General features: G+C 68.6%; 1 protein-coding gene and 1 pseudogene. One reads left to right on the top strand and one right to left on the bottom strand.

What is annotated here, in order from left to right:
- Positions 1–536: thiamine pyrophosphate-binding protein (locus ACWFR3_RS46785; protein ID WP_453740815.1), on the bottom strand; the 536-nt coding region annotated here is incomplete at its 3' end.
- A gap of 423 nt (positions 537–959) precedes the next feature.
- On the opposite strand from ACWFR3_RS46785, the pseudogene ACWFR3_RS46790 reads away from it, so the two are divergent.
- A pseudogene (locus ACWFR3_RS46790) lies at positions 960–1451 on the top strand (IS3 family transposase); the annotation flags it as partial.
- Positions 1452–1639: the final 188 nt, after the last annotated feature.

Here is a 1639-nt window from a genome sequence, read left to right on the forward strand (position 1 = left end):
CCGTCCGTCGCCTCGTCGACATCCTCGGGCACGGCGAGGTAGACGGCGCCGGGCCGCTCGGACTCTGCGGTCTTGAATGCGCGCCGCACCATCTCGGGGATGGCCCTGGTGGCCGGGACGTCCGCCGACCACTTCGTGACCGGCGCGAACATGCTGACCAGGTCCACGAACTGGTGGGACTCCTTGTAGTTGCGCTCCTTGCCGACCTGCGCGGTGATCGCGACGACGGGCGTGCTGTTCGTCATGGCGTCGGCGACGCCCAGCATCAGGTTGATCGCGCCGGGCCCCAGCGTCGCGGACATCACACCCGCCGAGCCGGTGAGCCGGCCGTGCATCTCCGCCATGAAGGATGCGGCCTGCTCGTGCCGGGTGAGGACGTAGCGGATCTTCTCCGAGCGGGCGAGGGCGTTGGTGAAACGGATGTTCTCCTCGCCGGGCACGCCGAACACCACCTCGACGCCCTCGTTCTCCAGGCAGCGCACCAGGAGTTCTGCCGCTCCGTCGGGGGTCTGCTTCCGGTGCTCGGCGTCGCTCACGCTGATCGTGTCCTCTCCGGGGTTCTGGCCGCGCCGATGGGCGGGCCGGTCAGCCGTCTACCCCGGCCGGGCGCCCGGACGCCTGCGGACCGGGTCTTACGAGCCAGACCCCTTGGAGGGGGTCGACTTTCAGGTGTCGTTACTGGTTCACTTTTCGGCCGTCGCCGGCACCTCGCGGCCGCCAAGTCCGAGGACACCGCACTCCTCAAACGCCTCGCCCGACGCCTCAACGCCCACCGCCGCCTGCTGTGGCTCGGCCTCCGCCGATAGCGATGACCGCCGCGGCCTTTCCGAAACCACGAACCATCTTCACGATGTCTCCCGTTTAGCGTGTTCCTATTCGCTCTGCGAACTGCGCCGACATCACGGACCGACGCCACCGGTCGCCAGGTGGATCAGACAATGTCGCTGGGAGAACGCCATAGCGCTCGAGCGGGAGATCCTGCGCCGGGCAGCCGCGTATTTCGCTCGGGAGGTGAAGTGAAGCCCTGCCGTTGGGACTTCATCTCCGACCACCGCGCCGACTTCGGCGTGCAGCGGATATGCCGGGTCCTTCAGGTTTCCCGCTCGGGCTTCTACCGGCAGCTCGCCGGGGCTGGGGCCCGCGACGAACGGTGCACCGCCGAGAACGGGCTCGTCGCGGAGATCCGCGAGATCCACGCCGAGCACAAGGGAACGTATGGGGTCCGCCGGGTCCACGCCGAGCTGCGCGGGTTCGGGCACGCCGTCAAACGCAAGCGGGTCGAGCGGCTGATGCGTATCAACGGGATCGAGGGCCGTCACCTGCGGCGGCGTAAGCGCACCACGATCCCCGACCGGCTCGCACCACCGGCCCCCGACCTCGTCCGCCGCACCAATCAACGCGTAGAGCACGTCTCACGTGCCGGCCGCGGCGGTCCGTGGTGTGGCCGTATACCTCCAGCGTCAGGCCTCGTTGGGCGACGAGACTGGTGGGTGCGGTCAGGATCCCGGCCGGCTGCGGCAGCGGGATGTCCGCACCGAAGGCCCGCCATCCCTGATCTTGCAGGGTATCCCCGTCTTCAGGCGGGGAGGGAATGCATCTCAGGACTGCTCTGACCTGCACGTCACAGCGGACGTTTTTG

It is taken from the genome of Streptomyces sp. NPDC055189 (assembly GCF_053606765.1).